Origin of the sequence: Tamlana sp. s12 (assembly GCF_016767215.1) — a bacterium.
Classification (GTDB): Bacteria; Bacteroidota; Bacteroidia; order Flavobacteriales; family Flavobacteriaceae; genus Pseudotamlana; species Pseudotamlana agarivorans.
In genome coordinates, this window is record NZ_CP068547.1 from 2301107 (window position 1) to 2318242 (window position 17136).

The 17136-nt window shown below is 35.7% G+C and carries 11 protein-coding genes; 6 read left to right on the forward strand and 5 right to left on the reverse strand.

Features of this window, described 5'->3' with window-relative positions:
* Window positions 1-81: 81 nt before the first annotated feature.
* The gene (locus JJL45_RS10125) at window positions 82-663 is read right to left on the reverse strand and encodes a tRNA-(ms[2]io[6]A)-hydroxylase (protein ID WP_068604167.1); all 582 of its coding nucleotides are present in this window, start codon (window positions 661-663) and stop codon (window positions 82-84) included.
* Window positions 664-778: 115 nt separating this feature from the next.
* On the reverse strand, window positions 779-2914 hold the full coding sequence (gene recG, locus JJL45_RS10130) for an ATP-dependent DNA helicase RecG (protein ID WP_068604164.1): 2136 nt from the start codon (window positions 2912-2914) through the stop codon (window positions 779-781).
* A 202-nt stretch (window positions 2915-3116) separates the two neighbouring features.
* Between recG and JJL45_RS10135 the strand changes: the two genes are divergently transcribed.
* The 3 genes from JJL45_RS10135 to JJL45_RS10145 all read left to right on the forward strand — a co-directional run bounded on the left by JJL45_RS10135 (window position 3117) and on the right by JJL45_RS10145 (window position 8104).
* The gene (locus JJL45_RS10135; RefSeq protein WP_068604163.1) at window positions 3117-4805 is read left to right on the forward strand and encodes a histidinol-phosphatase HisJ family protein; all 1689 of its coding nucleotides are present in this window, start codon (window positions 3117-3119) and stop codon (window positions 4803-4805) included.
* Between the two features lie 382 nt (window positions 4806-5187).
* A complete protein-coding gene (locus JJL45_RS10140) occupies window positions 5188-7152 on the forward strand; it encodes a M1 family metallopeptidase (protein WP_068604161.1) in 1965 nt (654 codons plus the stop codon).
* Window positions 7153-7189: 37 nt separating this feature from the next.
* Window positions 7190-8104, forward strand: a complete 915-nt coding sequence (locus tag JJL45_RS10145) for a patatin family protein (protein WP_067148064.1) — start codon at window positions 7190-7192, stop codon at window positions 8102-8104.
* A 39-nt stretch (window positions 8105-8143) separates the two neighbouring features.
* On the opposite strand, the gene JJL45_RS10150 is transcribed toward JJL45_RS10145, so the two are convergent.
* Window positions 8144-8665 (reverse strand): hypothetical protein, encoded by a 522-nt coding sequence (locus JJL45_RS10150; protein WP_068604159.1) that lies wholly within the window; start codon window positions 8663-8665, stop codon window positions 8144-8146.
* Window positions 8666-8688: 23 nt separating this feature from the next.
* Entirely contained in the window at window positions 8689-10248 is a 1560-nt protein-coding gene (locus tag JJL45_RS10155) for an FMN-binding glutamate synthase family protein (protein ID WP_068604157.1), read from the reverse strand.
* 97 nt (window positions 10249-10345) lie between these two features.
* Here JJL45_RS10155 and JJL45_RS10160 point away from each other — a divergent pair, with 97 nt between their 5' ends.
* The 3 genes from JJL45_RS10160 (at window position 10346) to JJL45_RS10170 (ending at window position 15553) form a co-directional block, all read left to right on the forward strand.
* Window positions 10346-11878 carry a hypothetical protein gene (locus tag JJL45_RS10160; protein ID WP_068604155.1) on the forward strand — a complete coding sequence of 511 codons (1533 nt, stop codon included), beginning with the start codon at window positions 10346-10348 and terminating at the stop codon, window positions 11876-11878.
* A 420-nt stretch (window positions 11879-12298) separates the two neighbouring features.
* Window positions 12299-14641 (forward strand): ATP-dependent helicase, encoded by a 2343-nt coding sequence (locus JJL45_RS10165; RefSeq protein WP_068604153.1) that lies wholly within the window; start codon window positions 12299-12301, stop codon window positions 14639-14641.
* A gap of 291 nt (window positions 14642-14932) precedes the next feature.
* Window positions 14933-15553: an L-threonylcarbamoyladenylate synthase gene (locus tag JJL45_RS10170; RefSeq protein WP_067148120.1), complete on the forward strand. Its 621-nt coding sequence runs from the start codon at window positions 14933-14935 to the stop codon at window positions 15551-15553.
* A 145-nt stretch (window positions 15554-15698) separates the two neighbouring features.
* Here JJL45_RS10170 and JJL45_RS10175 read toward each other — a convergent pair whose 3' ends face one another.
* Window positions 15699-16808 carry a T9SS-dependent choice-of-anchor J family protein gene (locus JJL45_RS10175; RefSeq protein ID WP_068604151.1) on the reverse strand — a complete coding sequence of 370 codons (1110 nt, stop codon included), beginning with the start codon at window positions 16806-16808 and terminating at the stop codon, window positions 15699-15701.
* Window positions 16809-17136 lie beyond the last annotated feature (328 nt).

Genomic DNA, 17136 nt, shown 5'->3' on the forward strand with positions numbered 1-17136 from the left:
ATTAACTTGACAAAACTAAATTAAAAGGCATTTAGACGGCCTTTTTAAATAAATTTCTGGGAATACTTTGTCAAAAAGCGTTTAGCCATGAATGGTTTCACTTTTACCGTAGTTCTGAATCACTTTAGCTTCAAAATCAATGAGTTCTTTCCAGCGTTTTTCAACATCGACCCCTTGACCGTATTGACGTGCAAATTTTAAAAAAGTTGTGTAATGCCCGGCTTCACTAATCATTAAATCATGATAAAACTTTGAAAGTTCAGGGTCTTTAATTCTTTTAGAGAGTAGTTTAAAACGTTCGCAGCTTCTCGCTTCAATCATCGCCGAAAACAAAAGCCTGTCTACCATAGATTGCACACGGTTTCCGCCTTTGTTCATAAACTTATAAAGCTCATTAACATAACTGTCTTTACGCTCGCGCCCTAAAGTATAGCCTCGTTTCTTTATGATATCATGAACCATCTGGAAGTGCTCTAATTCTTCTTTAGCAAGTTCTAAAAGTTCGGTAACTAAATCGGTATGCTCAGAATTTAAGGTGATAATAGTTATGGCATTCGTCGCAGCCTTTTGCTCACACCACGCGTGGTCTGTTAAAATTTCTTCTATGTTAGATTCTACAATATTAACCCAGCGTGGGTCTGTTGCTAATTTTAAACCAAGCATATCTTTTTTTTTGTAAAAGTAGGTATTTTAATTTTTTGTTATTCTAGTGAAGTTGGGAATCTATAAGGGCATTATTACTCTAAAACAGATTTCTGCATCCCAAAGCATCATAAACTTAACTGATGTAATTCCAAATGTTTTTAAACCTAGTAAGCTGTTTGTAGGTGTTTAATACCACTTGATTTTCTGGAAGTGCCAATTTAGGGTCTGTTTTCAATAGGTTTTTAGCTTGATGTCTGGCATGTTTTAAAATGTCGTTATCCTTAATGATATCTGCAATTTTTAAATTTAAAACGCCACTTTGTTGGGTACCCATAATATCACCCGGACCTCTTAAACGTAAGTCAACCTCGGCGATTTCAAAGCCGTCATTGGTTCGTACCATGGTTTCCATGCGGGTTTTGCTGTCGGCACTAAGTTTGTGTCCAGTCATTAAAATACAGTAACTCTGTTCGGCACCACGCCCCACACGTCCGCGTAATTGATGTAATTGCGATAAACCAAAACGCTCGGCACTTTCGATTATCATAACCGAGGCATTAGGAACATTAACACCAACTTCAATAACCGTCGTGGCTACCATAATTTGTGTTTCACCTTTAATGAAGCGCTGCATCTCAAATTCTTTATCGGCTGGTTTCATCTGGCCATGAACAATGGAAATTTGATATTTTGGCATAGGGAAGTCTCTCGCGATACTATCATAACCATCCATCAAATCCTTATAATCCATTTTCTCGCTCTCTTGAATAAGCGGATATACAATATAAATTTGTCTGCCCTTATCAATTTCATCTCTAATAAATCGGAATACATTGAGGCGATTTTTATCGAAGCGATGCACCGTTTTTATAGCCTTTCTTCCTGGAGGTAATTCATCGATTATAGAGATGTCTAAATCGCCGTAAACCGACATGGCTAAAGTTCGTGGAATAGGGGTAGCGGTCATCACTAAAATGTGTGGTGGGATGGAGGCCCCTTGGGAGGATTGAGGAGGGCTTGTCGGTCCCTTTCGCCATAATTTACTTCTTTGAGCAACTCCAAATCGGTGTTGTTCGTCGACAATAGCAAGGCCTAGATTTTTAAATTTCACCTTGTCTTCAAGAAGGGCGTGAGTGCCAATTAAGATTTGTAATTCACCATTTTCTAGCGATTCGTGAATTTTTCGTCTTTCTGAAGTTTTACTTGAGCCAGTGAGTAGTGAAATACTGATATTTAGTGGTTTACATAGTTCTTGTAGTCCGTTAAAGTGTTGGACTGACAAAATTTCAGTCGGCGCCATTAAGCAGGCTTGAAAACCGTTGTCAAGTGCCATGAGCATTGACATGAAGGCTACAATGGTCTTCCCAGAACCCACATCACCTTGCAAAAGGCGGTTCATTTGCGCATTGCTCCCTAAATCGGCACGAATTTCTTTTAAAACACGCTTCTGTGCACCTGTTAAATCGAAGGGTAATTGCTCGCTAAAAAAGGTGTTAAAGTAGTCACCTACTTTCGTAAATGGGAGCCCTTTTATTTTCGATTTATGCACTAAATTTTTAATAATTAATTGCAGTTGAATGTAAAATAATTCTTCAAATTTTAGTCGAAATTGTGCCTTAGAAAGTAGCTCCGAACTCTTAGGAAAATGCACATTAAAAAGCGCCGATGATTTGCTAATTAAGTGTAATTCTGAGCGCATATTTTCGGGTAAAGTTTCGGCAAATTTTCCGCCAGAATCGATAAATAATTGCTGCATGATTTTACATAAAACCCGATTGCTTATTCCTCGATTTGATAATTTTTCGGTAGATGGATATACTGGTTGCATGGCCGAACGAATATTTTTTTCATGGGCTTCTACCAGCTCTAAATCGGGATGGGCCATACTGAATTTATTTCCAAAGACGTTGCATTTCCCAAAAGCGACATAAGGTTTGTTTGCTTTTAGACTCTCACGAATCCATTTTTGTCCGCGAAACCAAACCAATTCCATTGTACCTGTGTTATCCTGAAAGGTGGCAACTAGTCGTTTGCCTCGTTTTTGAGCGACTTCTTTAAAACCTGTTATTTTGCCAATAACTTGAACTTCAGCATTGGTTTGCTGTAATTCGTTTATTTTGTAATACCGGGTGCGATCTATGTATCTGTTTGGGAATAAATTAATTAAATCCTGAAAGGTGTGTATGCCAAGCTCCTTACGTAATAAATCGGCTCGACTCGAGCCTACGCCTTTTAAATAATCTATGGGGGTTTGTAGGTTTACAGACATAACGAGGCGAATTTAATCAATAAAAATAAAATGAAAACTCTTATTGAATTCTTAATATCTGGATGATTTTTGAAATTTTATTTTGAGAATTTAGAAGATTAATGAATTTTAACTAAAAGCATTAAATGTTTGTTATTAATTCTATAGCAATGGTTAAATTTGTTGTTCTTAAAAATAGACGATTTTAAAGTTAGATAGATTGATGAGAAAACTCAACGAATTTATATGGGAAACGCATGGTATTCATGCGGGTACCGAACAAGATCACGTAAAGCATGGTATCGATAAACTAGAGGATATTATTGATAAAGCCATTGAAGCGAAAAACCCAAGCATTACTTTTATTATTCATTCACCGCGTTTAACAAATTTTAGATATACGGCTGAAAAAGATACGAATGTTAAGTTTATTCGTGGAAACAGATCTTATTTAAACTATCCTAAGCGAATAGCTAATTTGCGTAAGAAATATGCTGGGAAAATCAATATAAAATTTGGTGTTGAGTTGGAATGGATGGGGCCAAACTTAGGATTACAATGGAGTCGTTCTAAGATTTTTCAAGCGGAAGATGCCGATTACGTTATTGGATCTGTACATTTTGCTCCTGAAGGTCTGCCTTATGATGGATCGAAAGAAGAGGCTGAAGAACTACTGAAGCTTAGAGGAAGCTTGGAAGCGTATTGGGATGGTTATTTCAATGAAATGATTCAAATGATTGAATGTTTTGGTGATATGATTCAGATTATCGGTCATATCGATTTACCAAAACTGAATGTAGATATGCCAGAGGCGCTTGTTAATTTTGAAACGAGCTCGCATCCTTTAGCTAATAAATTTAGAGCCCTTTTAGAGCTTATTGCCGATAGAAACCTTTCTTTAGATGTGAATATGGCAGGGAAGTTTAAAGGTGTTGGCGTGTATCCTGTACAAAGTATTTTACGTCGTGCGCACCAATTGCAAATTCCGGTTTGTGTGGGTACCGATACACATCACGTGCGTTATTATGGTTTAAATTACAAGGAAAGTTTAGAATATATACAGGAAGCAGGTTACGAGAGTTATGTAAGTTACTCGAAGCTTATTCCGGAAAACCGTACGATTTATGACGATCATGAACTGAAAGTGAAATATACCGTTTTAAACAAGGGAATTGAGTTGTTAAATCAGCGATTGGATGATACAGAGCGCCGTATTATTCCAGATTTCTCATTTGGAGGCTCTTTTTCTGAGTTTGTAGATTTATACAAGAACTCAACAGGGATGGGCGATTATAACGCCATTCGTATTAGAAAATGGGGTAAATCCATTACAGTTACGAATGAAATTCCTAAAATGTCTGGAAAGAAAGTCAATGGTTTGTTTTCAGAGCATTTAGATCAGCCAGGTGTTATTTCTTCATTGTTTAATACTTTGGCTTCCGAAGGCATTAATGTGGAAACAGCGCGTTTAAGATCGAATAAAAACGGTACGGCAGAGGCTTTTCTTTCACTGAGTGAAGGGAATGGCAATGTTAAAAGTGCTATCGATTTTATTAATGGTACCGACTCTGGAACGTTTAGCAATTTGACGTATAAGGAAAATGCCGAATTGCCAAACTACTACCGCGAAGGTGTTTATTTGTTAGAAATGGATGGTGTGGCATTAAATTTAGCATTAAGTGAAAAGGTGATCCTAACAAAGCATAATAACGCTCCTGGTGTTCTTTTAATATTACTTTCGGCCTTAGCGTCTAAAAACATTAATATCGCCGATTTAAGGTTAGGACATTTAAATAATGTGGGGTATTCTGCTATTGCTGTTAAAGGCGATAGTCATGTAATACGAAACTTATTGACTAAGCTTGGAGATCAGTATTACGAAGCCAATTTAATAGAATTTCATAGTTTTTAATTAATGGAATTCTAATAAATAGCTGATTTAAAAGTTGATTGTACGTCAATCTGAATTTATTTCAGATTCTTATAATCTTTGATTTTCAATGAATAAAGGTTAAGGATCAAGCACAGCATGATGATTGTGGTAACTTTTAGGAAACCATTTCTTACTTTATAAGGTGCTTGGGATTGCTTCTAAGCAAGTCTTAATTTTATAAAAATATAAATAGCCGATTCAGTTTTTCTTCGTTACGGAGATATTAAAATTCTGAATCGGCTATTTTTTTTGTATGTTTATTTCCAATTGAAGTCAATTTGAATTTATTTCAGAATTTCAATATCTAACTCAGAATTGGTATTAAACCTTATTTTATAAAAGTATTGTAGCCTCATCCTATATGAATCGTAACCTATTCTTTTTTTTTCTACTATCGACTTGTATTTGTTTTTCGCAACAAACCCATATTGTCGATTTTAAACAAGCTAAAGCTGAAATTTCTTTTGGTGATCTCATACTCAAGGAGGTTAAAGGCACAGTGGTTTACAAGTTTGATATTCTAAAAGTCACCGATTCCATTTTTCTAGATGCTAAAGGTTTTAAAAGCATATCAGCTGTTTTAAATGATGATGTTCAAGTAGGATCTTACAATGGTGAGAGGCTTATAATTAATCATCAATTTAAAGCGAATACATCCTATTCACTTGAGGTTAACTGGGAGGCGCGTCCGAAAAAAGCTTTATATTTTATCGATTGGGAATATATTGATGGTAACCGTCAAATTTGGACTCAGGGTCAGGGGAAATACACCAGTAATTGGTTTCCGAGTATCGATGATATGAATGAAAAAATCGAATTTGATTTAAGCATTACCTTCGATAAAAATTATGAGGTGATAGCTAACGGCAAGCTTACCGATAAAACCATTTCGGGGTCTTTAGCCACTTGGTATTTTGATATGACTAAGCCCATGTCGAGTTATTTGTTGGCGTTTGCTATTGGTAAATATGACAAAAAAACAACACTTTCAAACAATGGTATTCCATTAGAAATGTATTATTACCCTGCTGATGAAGAAAAGTTTGAACCAACCTATCGTCATACTCTGCAGATTTTCGAATTTCTACAAAGAGAAATAGGTGTTCCTTATCCGTGGCAAAATTACAAGCAGGTTCCTGTTAAAGATTTTCTATATGCCGGTATGGAGAATACCAGTGCCACTATATTTTCTGATGCCTTTTTAATTGATGAAACCGCATTTGTAGATAAAAACTATGTGAATGTTAATGCGCACGAATTAGCGCATCAATGGTTTGGCGACTTAGTAACCGAAACATCAGGAACACACCATTGGCTTCAAGAGGGCTTTGCGACCTACTATGCGTTGTTAGCTGAGCGGGAGGTTTTTGGAGTAGAATATTATCAGTACAAACTTTATGAATATGCTCAGGAATTATTAGATCAAGACAGGGCAGGAGCAAGCACGGCCTTACTGGATCCTAAATCGAGTAGCACCACTTTCTATAAAAAGGGCGCCTGGGGCTTGGTTTTACTAAAAGATAAGGTAGGTGAGAAGGACTTTAAAAAAGGGGTGAAAAATTATTTGTGGAAGTATCAGTTTAAAAATGTTGAAACCCAAGATTTTATTTCTGAAATAGAAAAGACTAGTGGTAAAGACTTAACCGAGTTTGTAAACAAGTGGCTGAAATCTTCGCAGTACCATTACAATGAGATTGAAAGCTATCTTAGGAGAAATTTTAAAGGCTATAAGACGTTTTTAGATTTGGATTGCGATAAATCGGCCAAAGATTGCCAGAAGTTTATACAAGCTTCGGGAAACAAGTATCAGAATGCTGAAGTGATTCGCTTGCTAAAAGGAAATATAACAAAATCGGTTTTTAACCTAAAATCTATTAAAGAGAGGCAGGCCGTAGCTTTATCCATGTCAACCATCACTTTAGCTGAAAAAGCAGATTATGAGACCTTGCTTCAGGATAAGTCTTACGCTACCATAGAAGCAGCTTTATTCAATTTATGGCGTAGTTTTCCTAATGATAATGCTTTATATTTAAAACAAACCAAGGATATCGTTGGTTTTAACGATAAAAACGTGCGTATTCTTTGGTTAACTTTAGCATTGATTACAGAAGATTTTGAACCCCTAAATAAATCACGTTATTTTGACGAACTCACCGATTATACAAATCCGAGGTATAGTTTTGAAATTCGTCAAAATGCCTTTGCATATTTGAATCAAATTCAAGCTTGCAGAACCTTGTGTTTAGATAATTTGCAACAGGCAACCACGCATCATAACTGGCAATTTTCAAAATTTGCAAAACAAATGTTGAAGCAGGATAAATAGCGTTAAGGATCATTTTATAATTACAAAATTTAAAAATTTGAAAGCATTAGTAATTTCTGGAGGCGGTAGTAAAGGCGCATACGCAGGTGGTGTGGCAGAGTATTTAATTAAGGAAGAAAAGCGAGAATACGATTTGTATTTAGGGACTTCTACGGGTAGTATGCTTATTCCGCATTTAGCAGCGGGTAAAATTGATGAAATCCACGAAGTTTTTACGAATGTTAATCAGTATAACATATTTAGTGTAAACCCTTTTATAGTGCGTAAAAAAGGCGATCGAGAGTTTGTATCTATCGACTTTATAAACTCGCTGTGGCAGTTTATAAAAATGAAACGGACCTTCGGAGAGAGTAAGGCTTTAAGGCGTTATTTTAGAAAGCATTTCACGAAAGCATACTACGATCAAATTAAAGCGACCAAGGAAGACGTTGTGGTAACCGTGTCTAATTTATCTAAAAACATCGCCGAATATAAATCTATTAAAGACTTTAGTTACGACGAGTTTTGTGATTGGGTTTGGATTTCATGTAACTACATACCTTTTATGTCTTTAGTGAAAAAAGACGGTTTCGAGTATGCTGATGGGGCTTTTGGTTGTGTGGTGCCTATTCGAGAGGCGATTTTAAGAGGTGCTACAGAAATTGATGCGATTATTTTAGAATCTGAAAACATGCAGTACAATAAGGTTTTAGGGAAAAACCCATATTCTTTAATGCTGAATCTTTTTGGTCACCTTCTAGATCAAGTAGAACGCAGTGATATCTTAATTGGAAAATTGGCTGCCAAAAATCGTGGTGTGAAGTTAAATCTTTATTATACGCCGTCGCGATTAACTGAAAATTCCTTAATTTTTAATAAGAAACTCATGACCGATTGGTGGGACAAGGGCTATGAGTATGCTAAAGAAAAGTGTAAAGCAGCACAATCCAATGAACTTCGAATGGATAAATAATATGTTAGGTGTTCAGCTTGGTTAAGCATCGAAGGATGCTTACCACATATCCGAAACTTCACTTTTTACAAAGGATAAAGCGGCATCGCTAGGGGAAGGACGCTCCATCATTTCAGTTAAAACAACCTCTCTTAATTTGTTGGCAGTATCTGTTTTTTCAGACATGTTTGCCTTTCTAATAAGTTGAATTGTGGCGTTTTTAGCCGTTGTAATAATGCTCCAACATTTATTGCTAATATAGATTTGTTGCGATAAGTTATGCTCAAATTCTTGTTCTATGTTTTTTATAAGTAAGGATTCGTAATCTTCTTTGTTTGATGTGATTGGAGTTACTCTTACCATAAGTTTTGATGGGGCAATGCGCTCTAAAAATAAAGCCATACGCTCATAAGCCTGTAAGCGTAATGGAATCGTGTTTACCTGCAAATCTTTTTTGAGTAGATAACGTCTTCTGCCGTCTTCATTTTTGGTATGCTCTTTAAAAAAGTAATAGGCAATACAACCTGTAATTAATGAAGGTATGGCGAATAAAAAAAGGTCAATAACTCTAGAGGCTTCCATAAGATTTGGTTTGGTTTAAGTGATTACTTTGGATGATGACCCAAATATAAACAATCTTTTAAATTTTGCATTCCTAAAAATGGAACGCTTGTTTTTTCGTATGCAAATGTTGAATGTAATTTATTCGACAGACTGTGGTCGTCGATATTCATTTCGATGTCTTTCATGGTAAACTGACAAGGGTGTTCGTAGCCAGCAGCATGTGTAATTTCAATCAATTCTTTTCTAAATGTTTTAAAATACTGTGCTAGGCGCTCCGATTTTAACGTAGGATCTATGCCGCTCTGCAACCATTTGCTTTGTGTTGCCACACCACTAGGGCAACGGTTTGTATGGCACACTTGAGCTTGAATACACCCAATACTCATCATGGCCTCTCTGGCTACGTTAATACAATCGGCTCCCATAGCAAAGGCCATAGCAGCTTTAGCAGGGAAACCTAATTTGCCGCTACCAATAAATACGATACGCTCGGAAAGGCCTTTGTTTTTAAACATTTTATACAAATCGCTAAAACCATAAACCCAAGGTAGAGAAACATGATCGGCAAAACTAGGAGGAGCTGCTCCGGTACCACCTTCGCCACCATCTACAGTAATAAAGTCAGGGCCTTTTCCAGTGGCTACCATAAAGTCTGCCAATTCTTCCCATTGTTCTAACTTACCAATAGCAGCTTTTATACCAACAGGTAAGCCTGTAGCCTCGGCTATTTTTTCAATAAAATCTACCATTTCAGGAATATTAGAAAAGGCTTTATGGTTTGGAGGTGAAAGCACATCAACACCAATAGGAACACCTCTAATTTCTGAAATTTCTTTAGTGATTTTAGCACCAGGAAGCACACCACCTTTTCCAGGTTTAGCGCCTTGAGAAAGTTTAACTTCAATAGCTCGTATAAAAGGGTTGTTTTCAACCAGTTTTATCATTTTATCCATGGAAAATCCGCCTTCTTCAGAGCGCACACCAAAATATCCAGTTCCGAAATGGAAAATAACATCGCCACCATGACTGTGATGTGGCGATAAACCGCCTTCACCAGTATTGTGATACGCTCCAGCGATTTTAACGCCTTTGTTTAACGATTCTATCGCTTTCGCGGAAAGGGAGCCAAAACTCATGGCCGAAACATTGATGACTGATGCTGGTCTGAAAGGCCTTCTCCTTTTATGAAATTCACCCATCACTTTGGCACAGGGCAAAAAAGATTTGTCTTCGTGGTTAGGATGATTTTCAGGAAGTTTAAAAGGCATCATCGCATTATTAATAAAAATATGCTGATGCTGATAAATATCTCGGTCGGTACCAAAACCTTCGTAGTTGTTTTCCTTTTTAGCCGAGGCGTAAATCCAACCGCGTTCAATTCTGTTAAAAGGCAGCTCTTCACGATTATTTGCCACAAAATATTGACGCATTTCAGGACCTATACTCTCAAATAAATAGCGTAAATGCCCGAAAATGGGGTAGTTGTGGCTTATGGTATGTTGTTTTTGAAAAAATACATCGCGTATAGCTACTAAGGCTAACCCTATTAATAACCATCCCCACCAGCTTATGTGAGATACTAAATCTAAAATCGTACTCATGTTTATAATTTAAGGTGTAATTCCTGTTTTTCTTTAAGTTTTTAAAGGTATTTAAAATTATTGTTTTTCATAAAGATTGAATATATATCTTTATAACATGAAATATAAATATTTAGGACTTCTCGTCTTTATTGTTATTCTGGCCGTTATAGCGGTGCCTGTTTCTAATTATTTTGTAAAGCTAAAAATAGAAAAAGCATTACATAATTTACCAGAACATATTAATGTTAATACTGAAGATATTCATGTTGATGTGGTCTCTGGAACCGTGGAGTTTAAAGATGTGCTTATTTCTGTTTTAAATAAAACTACTCAAGAGAAATCTATAAAATTGAATTTAAGTAACATTTTAATTGAAGACATTGATTATATAGAATTTGTATTTTATAATAAAGTTAGCATTGAAGCTTTGGAAATAGATGCGCCAAAAGTAACATATTACAAAGCAGGTAAACAAAAAAAGCCAACCAGTGCTTATGAAGCTTCTGAGACTCCAGAAGTAGTTATTAAAAATGTAAAGATTACCAATGGGGCTGCTCAAGTTTTAAGTCTACAAAACGATTCGTTATTGTTTGATATTAAATCTTTTAAAATAAATTTAAAGGATTTAAAACATCACCCCGATAAAAAAAATCGTATGCCTGTGACATTTCAAGATTTTGATATTGAGGCAGATTCGATACAGCTTAACGTTGGCGCGTATGATCGTTTATTTATTAGTCAAGCACAATTAAAGGATCATGCTTCGGTATTAAAAGCCGTTCAGCTAAAAACCATGTTTTCTAAAAAGGAACTTTCTAAACACATTACAACAGAAAGAGATCACTTTAATTTAGGTGTCGATTCTATTGTTATAAATGAAGTGGATTTTGGTTATAAACAAGATACTATTTTTTATTTTACTACAAATAAAGCGGCATTGCATCACTTAGATTTTAACATCTATAGAGACAAATTGGTAGCAGACGATTATACTATAAAATCACTATATGGTAAAATGCTTAGAGAGTTAAATTTTGATCTTAATGTGAAAGAACTTCAGGTTTACGACGGGAAGATTGTTTATGAAGAGCGTGTACATCATTCGGGTGTTCCTGGCGAAATTTTTTTCACAGATTTTAACGCAACCATGTCCAACATTAATAATACATACCCTGAAGGAGATAAAACGGTAGTAAATATAACAGCAAGGTTTATGGATGAAGCGCCATTAAAAGCGTACTGTGATTTTGATATTAACAACGAATACGATCGGTTTCTTTTTAAAGCAGAATTAGGATCGTTTCATGCCGAAAAAATGAATCAATTTTTAGTGCCGAATCTCAATGTCAAATTTGAGGGTATATTACACAAAACCTACTTCACTATTGATGCTACCGCCAATCATTCGTCCATTGATTTAAAAACAGATTTCGATGGTCTTAGAGTAGATATTTTACGAAAGCATAAACATAAGAAAAACAAGTTTTTATCTGCTATAGCTAATATCTTTGTTAAGAAAACTACCGAGCATGGCGATAGTGCCTTTGCAGAAGCTAAAAGGCACGGTATTAAACGCGATAAAACTAAATCGGTTTTCAATTTCCTTTGGCTTAACGTTAAAGAAGGGCTACTTCACGCTAAAAACTAAAAAAGCACTGTTTAGTATATGCTAGCGTCATGCTGAACTTGTTTCAGCATCACATGATAATTATTAGTAATGATGTTTTTTTTGAAAATAAACAAGTGCAGGTGGACCTTGTAATTTATTATTGACTTCGGATATTCCTTTGGCTTAACGTCAAGGAAGGGCTACTTCACGCTAAAAACTAATAAAGTACTGTTTAGTATATGCGAGCGTCATGCTGAACTTGTTTCAGCATCCCATGACAAATATAAAGTTTGATGTTTTTTTGAAAATAAACAAGTTCAGAATGACGAGACAAGTTTTTAGATTACGGATATTCAATTAAAAACTTGGTAATTCCTTAATTTGTTCATAATTATTAATTATTTCATCCTATAAAAAGCCTAACATTGGTTAATTTCACGGCCTAAAATTGATGATGATTTGGAAAAATACTTAAGCCAGTTAAATGACGCTCAATTAGAGCCTACGATACAAATTGACGGACCCATGATTGTTATTGCAGGTGCTGGATCTGGAAAAACAAGAGTGCTAACTTACCGTATTGCTTACATGATGAGCAAAGGCATAGATCCTTTTAATATCTTATCGCTCACCTTTACCAATAAGGCAGCTAAAGAGATGAAAGAGCGTATTGCTACCATTGTAGGGGCTAGTGAAGCAAAAAACCTGTGGATGGGAACTTTTCACTCCATTTTTGCTAAAATTCTTAGAATTGAGGCCGATAAACTAGGGTTTCCAAGTAATTTTACCATTTACGACTCTCAAGATTCCGATAAACTTATTGGATCTATCATTCGAGAAATGCAACTCGATAAAGATATTTATAAAGCTAAACAAGTACGTTCCCGTATTTCATCATATAAAAACAGTTTAATTACCGTTCGTGCATATTTTCAAAATCCTGAATTAAAAGAAGCTGATGCGATGGCAAGACGTCCGCGCATGGGTGATATTTACAAAGAGTATGTAGACCGCTGCTTTAAAGCGGGTGCTATGGATTTTGATGATTTACTTTTAAGAACCAATGAGCTTTTAACTCGATTTCCTGAAGTATTAGCGAAATATCAAAACCGATTTAAATACATTTTGGTTGATGAGTACCAAGATACCAACCATTCACAATATTTAATTGTTAGAGCCTTAGCCGATAAATTTCATAATATATGCGTAGTAGGTGATGATGCCCAAAGTATCTATGCTTTCCGTGGTGCGAACATTAGTAATATTTTAAATTTCCAAAAGGATTATGATGATGTGAAAATGTTCCGTTTGGAGCAAAACTACCGTTCAACAAAAAACATTGTAAACGCAGCAAACTCTATCATTGATAAAAACCAAACCAAACTAGAAAAAATTGTTTGGACAGCCAATGACGAAGGAGGTAAAATAAAAGTACACCGTTCCTTAACCGATGGTGATGAAGGACGTTATGTGGCCAGTACTATTTTAGAGAATAAAACTAAGGACGGATTAAACAACAGTGACTTTGCGATTTTATACCGTACCAATTCGCAGTCTCGTGCCATGGAGGAAGCCTTGCGTAAGCGTGGTATTCCGTATCGTATTTATGGCGGTTTGTCCTTTTATCAGCGTAAAGAAATTAAAGATGTTTTATCATACTTACGTTTAATTGTAAATCCTGCCGACGAGGAAGCTTTAAAACGTGTTATTAATTTTCCACCCCGAGGCATTGGTCAAACTACGGTAGATAGGCTTATAGTGGGCGCTAATGGTTACAAGCGTACCATTTTTGAAGTGATGAAAAACATCGATAAAACCGATATTAAAATCAATTCAGGTACAAAAAATAAACTGAAAGATTTTGTAACCTTAATTGAGAGTTATCAAGTTTTAAATCAGACTGCCGATGTTTTTGAATTGGCAGAGCATGTGACCAGAACCAGTGGTTTATTAAAAGAATTTGGTAAAGATACTACGCCAGAAGGTGTGACCCGTGTTGAAAATATCGAAGAGCTTATTAACGGTATGAAAGATTTCGTTGAAGGACAGATTGAAATCGCTGATGCAACCGGCTCTTTATCCGAATTTTTAGAAGATGTGGCTTTGTCTAGTGATTTGGATAATGAAACTGAAGATGATGATGAGGTGGCTTTAATGACCATTCACTTAGCAAAGGGGTTAGAGTTTTCTAATGTGTTTATTGTGGGGCTTGAAGAAGATTTATTTCCAAGTGCCATGAGCATGAATACCAGAAGTGAGTTGGAGGAGGAGCGTCGTTTGTTTTATGTAGCGCTTACCCGTGCCGAGAAACAGGCCTATTTAACTTATGCTTTATCGCGATACCGTTGGGGGAAATTGGTAGATTCTGATCCGAGTCGATTTATTGAAGAAATAGACGAGCAATATTTAGAAGTGCTTACACCAATGGAAGAGCGCCGTATAAATCCGATGCTTTCTGCTGATATTTTTGGAGATACCGAGCCTAATAAAATTCGTTATAAACCGGCTAAGCAACCAACATTCACTAAAAATAAAACCCCGAAAAAAGAACCTGAAAAGTATGTAGCACCAACGACTAGAAATTTAAAGCCGGTAGCTAAATCTTCAGACAGTAGCGGAGGCTCTAATTTATTTGATAATAAGTTGACTGTGGGTAATAAAGTTAAGCATATCAGATTCGGAACCGGAGAGGTATTAAAAATTGAAGGCACTGGAGCCGATGTAAAAGCAGAGATTAATTTTCAGCATGGAGGGACTAAAAAGTTGTTGCTTCGTTTTGCTAAGTTAGAGGTGATCGGGTAGGTTTTTTTGTTGAACTGTTTATTCGTTTAATCGTGTAATTGTTTAACCGACATTTCAACTATAATCTTCGTGCTAATGAGCATCTGTGTAAATCTGTGAAATCAGTGTCTTTTAAAAGTTTTTTGGCCACGGATTATCACAGGTCTTTTTTTCATTTGGTGTAATTTAGATGTTATTTTGAGTTTAACCGTTTAACCGTTTAACCGTTTAACTTTGTAACTTTGTAACCGTGTGCTTTGTAACTCACATTTTAGCATTTACTTTGTGTAAGCAAGCTTAACAAGATATACTATGGCCGATTTTATAAGAATTTACGAAGAAAACCCTAATGAAAGAGAAATTGATAAAGCTGTAAAGGTTTTAAAACAGGGTGGCCTTATTATCTATCCAACAGATACGGTTTACGGCTTGGGCTGCGATATTACAAACATCAAAGCCTTAGAACGTGTTGCACGCATTAAAGGTGTGAAGCTGGAAAAAGCTAACTTTTCCTTTGTTTGTCATGATTTAAGCGATTTAAGCGATTATGTGAAGCAAATTGATACCAGTACATTTAAAATTCTAAAACGTGCTTTACCTGGTCCTTACACCTTCGTTTTACCAGGGTCTAAAAATTTACCTAATCCGTTTAAAAAGCGAAAAACGGTTGGTATTAGAGTTCCTAATAACAATATAGCTTTAGAAATCGTAAAACGCTTAGGAAACCCAATCATTTCAACTTCTATACGTGATGAAGATGAGGTTTTAGAATATACCACCGACCCCGAACTTATTTTAGAAAAATGGGATAATTTGGTCGATTTGGTTATCGATGGGGGTTATGGCGATAATGAAGCTTCAACAGTGATTGATTTATCTGAAGATGCCCCTATAGTAATTCGTGAAGGTAAAGGCGGATTGGAAATCTTTTAGGAAATATTCATTTTACTCATTAACAAAAAAGGCTGTCTAGAAGACAGCCTTTTTTTAATAGTCACTTAAACTAAAGTAAAAATCAACACTTTATATTTACCAAAATCTTTACCAAGAAATAGTGCTGATGTTTTGTTAAACTCGATTATTCTTTAACGAATTTTAAAGTTTTTGCTTTGTTGTCACTTTTAATAGTGATTAAATATAAACCTTTATTTAAATGGCTTAAATCAATTCTGTTATCAAATACTTGACCGCCATTTAGAGTTAATACTTGTTGTCCTAAACTGTTAACGATTTCTACGTGATCAATTACTGTATTAGCTTTAATGTTAATAACATCGGTTACAGGATTAGGGTAAACACTTATAGCATTAATATCATGTTCTTCAGTCGATAAACTAGGATCTGTTTCAGTTGTAAACGTCCATACCGTCGCATTAGCCCCCGAATTACCAGCTCCATTACGAGCAACAACTACCCAGTTATAGGTTGAGTTGTAATTTAAAGTAATTGCTACAGTGGTTTCTGCAAGACTACCTAAATAGGCTAATTCACTACCATTTTCACTAAAGTAAATATCGTAGCTTGTTGGTGCACCTCCTGTAGTTGCAGGTTCCCAAGCTAGAACAGCAGAGTCGCCGTTATTTTCATCTAAATCGATATTTGTGCTGTTATGAGCAGGTGTTGGATTAATTACGGCATTTGGTGCTGTTAAACTTTTATCAATTAAATCCACATTATCAATAGCTAAAGCATCACCAACAGCTTGAGTTTGCTCCCATACGAATGCGATATATATGGTTTTGCCTTCATAAGCTGTTAAGTCCACGGCATGTTGCGAAAATCTACCATTGGCACCATTAGTTACTTCAAGTTCGGTTTGCGTGTCTACTGTTGTAAAAGCAGCATGATCGTATTGCGTGTTGGCATCGACGTACTCAGCTACACGAATAGTAAGTACCGATTTATTGTCGGCTGCAAGAATATCAGTTTGGTCAAAAACTAATTTTGAATTTGTTGCAGTAATAGGAGCAGTTGGTGTTACTAACCAATCTTGAGTTGGTGCATCAGAAGGCGATACAACCATGTAGCCACCTTCAGCATAATGTTCCCATTTGCTTTGTTCGCTAGTTACTGTGCCTTTGTAACTAACCCATCCAGCAGGCGGATTTGTAAAATCTTGTAAATATTGTGCGTTAGCCGCAAATGAAAAGGCTATACATAAAGTTAAGAGTAAGGTAGTTTTTTTCATGTTCTTCAATTAAAAATGGTTCTTGTCGTGTTATCATAAATTTCATCTGTATCCCACGAAAGGATGGTTAAAAATATTAGTATAATTACATTATATAAAGGCAATGTCTTGTGGTTTTACCGAAATTTGAAATGTAAAAATCAAAAAATTGAAGAAATAGACTTTTTGGCTTAGGCCTTTTATTTATTGCGGTTATCGCAAATCCAAAAAAGAAAACGTTAAAATTTTTGATAGAATTTAGAGCGTCCTTCTAAAGTTGTTTTTTTTCTATTAATTAGATTGAAACATTTAATTTTTTATACCATTATTAGCTTTTCTTTAAAATATC

Coding starts and splice junctions, on each gene's coding strand:
- JJL45_RS10150 (WP_068604159.1), bottom strand. CDS start 8,665: ATGGAAGCCTCTAGAGTTATTGACCTTTTTTTATTCGCCATACCTTCA.
- JJL45_RS10170 (WP_067148120.1), top strand. CDS start 14,933: ATGGCCGATTTTATAAGAATTTACGAAGAAAACCCTAATGAAAGAGAA.
- JJL45_RS10125 (WP_068604167.1), bottom strand. CDS start 663: ATGCTTGGTTTAAAATTAGCAACAGACCCACGCTGGGTTAATATTGTA.
- JJL45_RS10155 (WP_068604157.1), bottom strand. CDS start 10,248: ATGAGTACGATTTTAGATTTAGTATCTCACATAAGCTGGTGGGGATGG.
- JJL45_RS10160 (WP_068604155.1), top strand. CDS start 10,346: ATGAAATATAAATATTTAGGACTTCTCGTCTTTATTGTTATTCTGGCC.
- JJL45_RS10135 (WP_068604163.1), top strand. CDS start 3,117: ATGAGAAAACTCAACGAATTTATATGGGAAACGCATGGTATTCATGCG.
- JJL45_RS10175 (WP_068604151.1), bottom strand. CDS start 16,808: ATGAAAAAAACTACCTTACTCTTAACTTTATGTATAGCCTTTTCATTT.
- JJL45_RS10140 (WP_068604161.1), top strand. CDS start 5,188: ATGAATCGTAACCTATTCTTTTTTTTTCTACTATCGACTTGTATTTGT.
- recG (WP_068604164.1), bottom strand. CDS start 2,914: ATGTCTGTAAACCTACAAACCCCCATAGATTATTTAAAAGGCGTAGGC.